Source organism: Shewanella sp. S1-58-MNA-CIBAN-0166, assembly GCF_040310085.1.
Lineage (GTDB): Bacteria > Pseudomonadota > Gammaproteobacteria > Enterobacterales > Shewanellaceae > Shewanella.
On record NZ_JBEOPN010000059.1, the window covers coordinates 1 to 8,862 of the forward strand.

The 8,862-nt window shown below is 35.1% G+C and carries 7 protein-coding genes; 6 read left to right on the plus strand and 1 reads right to left on the minus strand.

The features are described 5' to 3' along the window. Positions 1-1,739: 1,739 nt before the first annotated feature. The 6 genes from AAEY99_RS20860 (at position 1,740) to AAEY99_RS20885 (ending at position 7,782) form a co-directional block, all read left to right on the plus strand. Positions 1,740-2,240 carry a hypothetical protein gene (locus tag AAEY99_RS20860; protein ID WP_351011883.1) on the plus strand — a complete coding sequence of 167 codons (501 nt, stop codon included), beginning with the start codon at positions 1,740-1,742 and terminating at the stop codon, positions 2,238-2,240. Between the two features lie 97 nt (positions 2,241-2,337). Next, positions 2,338-2,823 carry a hypothetical protein gene (locus AAEY99_RS20865; protein WP_351011885.1) on the plus strand — a complete coding sequence of 162 codons (486 nt, stop codon included), beginning with the start codon at positions 2,338-2,340 and terminating at the stop codon, positions 2,821-2,823. 60 nt (positions 2,824-2,883) lie between these two features. Further along, positions 2,884-3,621: a fimbrial biogenesis chaperone gene (locus AAEY99_RS20870; protein ID WP_351011887.1), complete on the plus strand. Its 738-nt coding sequence runs from the start codon at positions 2,884-2,886 to the stop codon at positions 3,619-3,621. 22 nt (positions 3,622-3,643) lie between these two features. Continuing rightward, positions 3,644-4,429, plus strand: a complete 786-nt coding sequence (locus tag AAEY99_RS20875) for a fimbrial biogenesis chaperone (RefSeq protein WP_351011889.1) — start codon at positions 3,644-3,646, stop codon at positions 4,427-4,429. Next, on the plus strand, positions 4,419-6,872 hold the full coding sequence (locus AAEY99_RS20880) for a fimbria/pilus outer membrane usher protein (RefSeq protein WP_351011890.1): 2,454 nt from the start codon (positions 4,419-4,421) through the stop codon (positions 6,870-6,872). Before AAEY99_RS20875 ends, AAEY99_RS20880 begins: the two co-directional genes overlap by 11 nt. Next, complete coding sequence (locus tag AAEY99_RS20885) at positions 6,862-7,782, plus strand: hypothetical protein (RefSeq protein WP_351011892.1); 921 nt, start codon at positions 6,862-6,864, stop codon at positions 7,780-7,782. The genes AAEY99_RS20880 and AAEY99_RS20885 overlap by 11 nt, the downstream gene beginning before the upstream one ends. Positions 7,783-7,825: 43 nt before the next feature. Here AAEY99_RS20885 and AAEY99_RS20890 read toward each other — a convergent pair whose 3' ends face one another. Next, positions 7,826-8,455 carry a LuxR C-terminal-related transcriptional regulator gene (locus AAEY99_RS20890; RefSeq protein ID WP_351011894.1) on the minus strand — a complete coding sequence of 210 codons (630 nt, stop codon included), beginning with the start codon at positions 8,453-8,455 and terminating at the stop codon, positions 7,826-7,828. Positions 8,456-8,862: the final 407 nt, after the last annotated feature.

Sequence of the window (8,862 nt, forward strand, 5' to 3'; positions counted from 1 at the left end):
CTTGCGCTTTAAAGATCACATACTAAAAACCAAGCAACACCTGGATCCGTCCCGGTAGCGTTTCTGAGCCGGGATACGAGCATTCGAGGATTCGAGGATTAGAGGATTCGAGGATTCGAGGATTCGAGGATTCGAGGATTCGAGGATTCGAGGATTCGAGGATTAGAGGATTCGAGGATTCGAGGATGACGGGCTGTGAAGTAAGAGTCACAACAACAGCAAGGCATTAGGAGCCCACTATCACGTCATTCCTGTAACACCCACCTGCACGTCATTCCTGCAGCGCCCACACGCACATCATTTAACTAACGTCCACTACCACTTCATCCTGTAACACCCACCCGCACGTCATTCCGGTAGCGCTTTTGAGCCGGAACCCAGGTGTTAATCTCTTGCGCTTTAAAGATCACATACTAAAAACCAAGCAACACCTGGATCCGTCCCGGTAGCGTTTCTGAGCCGGGATACAAGCATTCGAGGATGACGGGCTGTGAAGTAAGAGTCACAATAACAACAAGGCATTAGGAATCCACACGCACATCATTTAACTAACGTCCACTACCACTACATCCGATAGTGTTCACTATCACGTCATTCCGCTAGAGTTCATTATCACGTCATTCCTGTAACACCCACCCGCACGTCATTCCGGTAACGCTTTTGAGCCGGAATCCAGGTGTTAATCCCTTACGTTTTAAAAAACACATACTAAAAACCAAGCAACACCTGGATCCCCGATACAAGCATTCGAGGATGACGGGCTGTGAAGTAAGAGTCACAATAACAACAAGGCATTAGGACCCACACACACATCATTTAACTAACGTCAACTACCACTTCATCCGGTAGCGCCTACTATCACGTCATTACGCTAGAGTTCATTATCACGTCATTCCTGTAACACCCGCACGTCTTTCCGGTAACGATCTTGAGCCGGAACCCAGGTGTTAATCACTTACGCTTTACAGATCGCATGCTAAAAACCGAGCAACACCTGGATCCGTCCCAGTAGCGTTTCTGAGCCGGGATACGAGCATTCGAGGATCGCGGGATGGTACGTTCGATAATGATGGTGTTGAGTACTAGTACATGATTGCCGAACCTAAGTGAAATATGTCATCCCAGTAATAATTCTATCTACTTCATTCAAGCATGCAGATACATTAGCGATCACAACATTTAATATCAAACTTATACGAAACTCCAATAATGATTTTATTATGAGATGACTAAACTTTTTATCTGTATCTATAGTATTTGTAATACTTAAAATTATAAGTATGATCATACTTTGATTCAAAGTCAGAAAAATTATAATACTTTTCAACATACTTTTAATGAACAAAACTCATACTTTTTGGTTAAATTTAAATTGAAATTAAAAGTGTGCAAAAAAAACATTCATTGAATAAAAGTAAAATAAACGTTGATTTCATTAGATCTTTCCTAATTTAAACTTATAACTCAGTAGTGTAATTGTAGTCATAATAGATATGAACGACTCCAAGCAAACATACTTATGTACGCTTTTCCGCTAAATTCATTGTAAACTTGAACACATACTTATCTTCTTCTGAGCCGCACACCCAGCATCATTATTTAACTTTAAATTCATACCATAAATCAAACTTGCTAACTAAAAAAATAAATTAGTATCTTCACATCAAATTTCATTGCCAAGATTAAGAAGTTTAACTTGGTTTAACTTATCATTGAGGCATTTAGTCTGGAGGATCAGGATGCGGCAGTTTTTACTAATAAACTTGTCGATTATTCTTCTACTAACTGGACCTTTAATTAGCATCAATACTAAAGCTAATGAATCATTAACAATTTTTTTAAGTGGCATGATAAAAGATAAGTGCGTTATTGAGTCTGAGTTTGGGAAGGCATTAGATTTTAGCCAATCGATAATGTACAAAACAAAATTACATGTTGATTGTAACCAAAAAATGTCTTTATCGATCAGGTCTGACTTTGGTGGTTTAAAACTACAAGAACAAAATAATATAATTGTAGATTACAACGTAAAAATTGAATTTAACAGACTAAACTTAGCTATTAATAAAAATGCCTCTGAAATAATATCAGAGTATAAATTTAATAGCGGAAATATTATCCCATTCAAAACTGATGGGACTTTGAGTATAAGTTTACTTGATAGTTTAAAATATTCAGGAGAGTACATCGATACGTTACATATCGATGTATATCCGAATTTCGTTAATAACGAAAATTAAGAATTCTTCTATGCAAAGAAGAAAACCACCGTTTAATTAATAAAAATGAATCGGTGTCACTATGTAGTAATAATCTAGATTTAAAAGGAGTTTTATCATGAAAAAATTTACTTTAGCAGCAATCTCTATCGCGTCATTATTTGCAGGTTCAGCTAGCGCAGTTGATATCGATCTTAGCGGTAACGTTGCAACAGTCTGCTCAGTTAGTTCTGCAACTACAGCAATTACGTCTTTATCTGGTGGCACTATCAGTGGAATCAACATGAGTTGTAATGATTTTGATGGTGCTACTGTTACAATGATCAGTAGTGAAGGTGGTTTGCAAGGTATTGATTCAGAAGATTTGGTTATTCCTTATAAAGCCACATTAACGCCAGTAGGTCTTACCCCATTAGTTCTAGATTTAATGAGTCATGGTGCTAATGGCTATAATGATACAAGTGTATCTACAACTTATTCAGGCTCATCTCTACTAAGTGGTACTTCTGCAGAACTTGTGATAACAACAGGAACATCGACTGCAACAGGTGCGTGGGCTGGCGCATATTATGACAAATTAACCATTCAAATTTCTGCATTATAATTTAAAAACTAAATGCGAGGGCACTCTCCCCCTCGCATTTTAATTAGGGAAATGCTGTTTATGGACAAGTTAATTGTATTAACCATAAAAAAAACCAGTCAACTTACTGCATTAATTATTTTATTCGTTAGTTTTATGTCACATGCATATCAAGTTCAGCCAATGTCAGCTGAAATCCAACCCGTTGGGAAAATGTCTCAATATTCATTAAGGGTGGAAAATACAGATTCATTTCCATTAACATTAGAGTTTATTCCGTTAAGAGTTTCACAGGATAAATATGGCATTAACACTCTATCACCTGCAGATGAAGACCTTCTCGTCATTCCTATGACCGCCGTTATACAGCCAGGTAAAACACAAACAATTATGGTGCGTTACTTAGGCGATCCAATGATTAAACAATCACAATCATACTCGATAGAAATCAATCAGGTTTCGGTAATGCTTGCAGACCAAAAAGATTCCGAAGTTTCACTGGCATTTAATTTTAAAACCTTACTCAATGTTGTCCCCTCAAATGCAAAAGCAAATTTACAACCAGGAACATTTCAGAAAGATGGTGACGATTGGACTTTAGAAGTAATCAATAGCGGTAATCGTTATGCAAAGGTAACTGAAACGGAATGGCTTCTATCTGACGGCATAAATTCAGCTCGTTTAGATCGTAAAAACATTAATCAATTTGTTGATGGAAAATTAATTTTACCCAATGCATCAAGAATATTTAAGGTAAAGCAAATTGAAGGTGTAGATATGAATAAAGCCAAGGTAGAGATTAATTGGAATGAAAGATAATTATAGTTAATAATGGTGAATCATGGATAATGTTAATTGCAAAGGATATATTTTTTTAGCTATTTTTTCAGCAACATATATCCTAATGCTGATATCTCCCAATGCTATGGCATTAGAAATTTCACCATTGACAGTTGAATTAAAAATAGACTCTAAGCCTAATTACCAACAAATAATCGTTAGAAACAACTCTAATATTAGTGTTCCAGTTGAAATCAGTATTAATGAAATTATTTTTAATCCTGAAAATGTTAAACCACTTTTTAGTTTAACATCTATCGAAGACTCAAATGATTTACTAGTGTTTCCACCGGCACTGATACTAGAGGCTGGAGAAACAAAAGCGATAAGGGTTCAGTGGAATGGTCCAAAAAAAATACCACAATCTAAAAGTTATTTTATACGTTTCAGCCAACCGCAACTGTCGCAACCACGTAGTATTTCACCTGAAGAAAGCGGTGTAAAAATATTCGTTCACTTTAATGTGGTCGTGCATATCAGTTCTATGCAACTAAAAGAAAATTTATCAGTTTTAGCTGACACACTAACAATAAATAAAATACAAAAAAAATTAACAGTTAGTATTAAAAACAATGGCAATAGTTATTGTTACTTAAAACCAAATAATTTAATTAAATTAAATACAACCAGTAACAAAAAATACTTTTTAGATGAGTCGATTTATAGCACATTAAATGATATATTTCTCCCGCCCCACTCAATTAGAAACATCACTATACCGGTAAACAGTGATTGGATTGAGGGAGACTCATTAACAATCAATACCGAGAATAATAATGACAAATAAGCTCATTATATTTCTATTCATTATAGTTTTCTTCGCATCAGGTGCTGCGCAATGTGAACAACTGATAAACCCATATGGCCGAGACTTTACCATAATGAGTTTATTGAGACTGAATGATAGCGTCATTGGTGATATCGAACTCACAATCACCAAAGAGCAGAAAATAAAAATGGCTGCAGGACCAACAATCAATTTGTTAAAAAACACATTAAATGACGATGTATTAGACAAGTTAGCACTGTTGCAAAAAGACGGCTTTATCAATAATGATGATTTTGAAGAAGTCGGCGTAAGACTAACATTTGACATGGCCAGTCTAGAATTAGTGCTAGCACCTAATGCAAACAATTTAAAAGTTGGAAATATTGATTTCAATAAAAAAATGAGTAATCGTACTTATATTGAACCGAGTAATATTAACGGGTACATGAACGTATCTGCTTCTGTATCAAGAATTGAAAGTAACACACCTATAAATGATATTTTATTTGACCGAAATTACACTTTAAATACAGCGGTAAACTATAAAAAAATGGTTTTAGAGTATGAATCTATTTATAGCAACATTCAAAATCAAGATAACTTTTATGCAAGGCAAGGCACCCGCATAAATTATGATTCACCCGAACAAGGTACCCGTATTACGTTGGGTGATTATTATTATAATGGTGCAAGCTTTCAAGATGGTGGAGATATTTTAGGGCTCCAGATTAGTAGAGACTTTGCAGTTATTCCGACAAAAAATGTAAGACCTACAGCATCTAGGCAATTTACATTACAGCGTTCTTCAACTGTTGATGTCATGGTTGATGGTGTTGTTGTTCGAAGATTAACCTTGGGGGCAGGCTCATATAATTTGCAAGATATCCCCTTAGTCGAAGGTGTTAGTGATCTTGAATTAGTCATTATTGATTCAAATGGGCAAGAAGAAAGAATCAACTTTTCTATAGCAACAGGTATGGATTTACTAAAAGAAAACGAGTTTGAATATAATATTAATGGTGGGTTCAAAAGTAATGTAACAAACAGTGATCCAGAATATAATTTTGATGAATATATCGTTAACGCCAAATTAGAATACGGTGTAAATACTTCATATACTCTAGGTGTCAACTTTCAATTTAGTCAATCAAGCTATCAGATAGGACAAAGGAATTTATTTGCGACAGGTATAGGGCTATTTGATATAAAATCTAGCTATAGCAATAATGATTTAATAGGTGAAGGTGTTGCGCTAAGCTTTGGTTATGACCTTATGGGATTAGTCAAAAATGAAAGTGCGTTAGAATTTAGTGTTTATTACGATTATTATTCTCGTTTTTACACTGGCGCTAGAAATGACACATTTATATTCATAGATTCAACCATTAATGCTAACCAACATTTTATAGCAACTCGACTGAGTTATAATTTTGACTCTAATTTTAGGGCATCTATAAGCACAAGCTATGTACATAGTTATGAATATGCTAAGCGGTATTGGACTATAAGCCCTTCGGTTTCTGGCCAACTTTTTAATACTAAAGCTAATTGGAGCTTTAGACTGAGTCATAAGCAGTTTCTAGAAAATAATACAGATTTATCAGGACTACTCACGTTAAGCTGGCCGTTAGGGTTTGACTCTAGAGTGGTCTCTAGCTATCAAAGTGATAGAAAAGAAGTTAACTCTGAATACAGTTATAGAAAAAATATTGGTAACAGTGGTGGTATTGCAATGTTTGCTGGGGCGACTCATTCTGAAGATTCTAATATTGGGGTAGATGCTGGTATTGATTATGATGCTAATCGTTTTGTGCTAAATGCTCAACATACAAGTCGATACACTGATTTATCAAATGACACCAATGATCATTTCAGCCAACTTAGGCTCTCCTCTGGTGTCGCTTTCTCTGGAAGCGATATTGCAATCGGTAGGCCGATTAGAGAAAGCTTTGCTATTGTAAAACAGCATAAAAGCATTATAGAAAATCATGCTGAAATTTCGCCTACTACTAATGGTGCTCGAGTTTATAGTGACAACCTAGGACCCATGCTTATACCTGATTTAGCAGCATATAATGAGCAAGTTTTAAATTATGAAGTTAGTAATCTACCGGTAGGATACGACTTAGGTGCCGGCGTATTTATGCTTTCACCTGGGTACTCTCAGGGATACAGTTTACAAATAGGCTCTGATGCTGCCATCACAATAATTGGAACACTTGTTGATAACCAATCAAAAGAGCCTATCTCATTAACATCTGGTAAAGCTCTACTAATCAATAATGAGCAAAATGAACCACTTGTTTTCTTTACTAATCGCACTGGACGATTCGCTATAACAGGTATTAAACCCGGTGCTTATGAAATAGAATTAAATACTGAAAAACTAAGAAAATTTAAAATTACCGTAAAAGATGATAGCGATGCGTTATTACGCTTAGGGACTATATATGTTGATTAATCAAAAGATAACCAAAGTCGTTTTACTGTGTTTTATGGCATTTACAACAATGATTGCTGCGTCCAACTTGTATGCATGTGAAGCAAGACTTCAGTCAATCGATCTCATCAATAGTAATGTAAGATCTTATGACGTTTTTTCATCAGAGGCTTTTGCATTAACCCAGCAATATGAAGTGAAAGCGATTTTCACTGAAGATCCTAACCTTGAAAATTGTTCGTTTTATGTTGCAGTGTCGACGTTTGACACTAACAGTCAAATGGTATCAATTAACAATGAATCTCTAGTTTTTGAGCCAAACCCACAATCGTCTATCAGCGGAATACAGCATAATTACTGGTATGGCCAAGTAACACCACGGAATGATAAATTCAGATTTCAGTTACGCTTTCCTGGAAAACAATTTGCCTCCCAAGGTAACTATAGTGCTTTACTCGAGGCTAAATTATTACCCAGTTTAACATCAGCGAATGTATTAGATGAAATAACTCAAGCTGTAACAACAAATATAGACAGTGCTGTAAAAATCAGTTTTTATGGGTTAGCTGATAATAATTATCATCTTAATCTAGGTGAGTTAACGACGGGAAAGGTAGTCGATTTATCGCCGCATTTATATATTAAAAGTACATCTGGTTACTCATTATCATTCGATTCAATCAATAAAGGACATTTACGCCATCAGAATCAATTAGCGAAATGGGATATCGATTATCAATTAACAATGAATAGTAGCGAAATCGATTTGAACCAAAATTCAAGGCAATTTTATTCAAACCATTCAACAGGTGCAGGTGGTGATAGGATGCCATTAAAAATTATAGTGGGAGACACAGAAATGAAACCAGGAGGAAAATATACCGACGAAGTGCACATATATGTCACCCCAAGCGGCATAGTGAGTGAATAATTGCTAGTGCTAGTGCTAGTGATAATGTCTAAGTTAGAGCAAGTTAAAAGTTCTCTTTAATCCAACTCATAGCTTGCAGTCTATTTTTTACGTTAATTTTTTTAAAAATTTTGTATAAATGTGATTTTATAGTGTGTTCACTAACAAAAAGCGCATCAGCAATTTCTATATTAGATTTGCAATTAGGTAATAGCGCCAATACATCACGCTCCCTCGATGTTAGTAATGTGTTAGGTTGCTCGGATGGCTTAAAATCGGTTCTATAATGCTGTAATAGTTCAGCCATGACAGTTCTAGGCAGCCAATACTCACCATTAAGGACTTTTTTCATACCTAAAATGAACTCATCTAACGACGTATCAGCGGCAAAAACTCCTGCACAGTTTGGCCATAACAGAATATTATCTTTATCATGAATATCAGCCACATTTAGCAAAACCGTCGATGTGTTACTTGGCAAATCGTGTAAAATATTTTGCCATTCGCAAATGTCAGCATCACTAACACTAGACATATCTATCATAATGAAGCTATTACTAGAAAGAGGTTGGTTAGGTAGTGCTTCACATTTAATAATGTTAACGCGCTGACCTAAGGTTTTGTCAACGTAATTACAGAATATACTATTTTGTATACTATTTTTGCCAAGCAAGACTAAAGTGTGCATAACCATAAGTGATATCTCATTTTTTATTATTATGAGTGATTTATTTTAATCGTCATATCATCAATAAGTGTTGTTTTACTATCGATTTGTTCATATTTTGTACTAAATAGATGTAAATTTGAATCATTATCGATAAATATTTGATCACAAAATCTATTTAGTAAATTAAAAGTAGTGTAAATTTCAACTGTATGCATGTAAATCAAAAATTTAATACTAAGAAGCTAACTCACCGATAACAACGTATTTCTTGAATTTAGACCAAACCCAAACATTTAACCATACGTCATTCTAAAAAATATATTTTGAACTGAGACTTATACATTAGAAGATTACCGGCGTTTTTCAAGACAGTTGTCGCCTAAATTGTTAAGCAGCTTCTTTATGTTGCTCTGGATTTAACGCCACAGCGC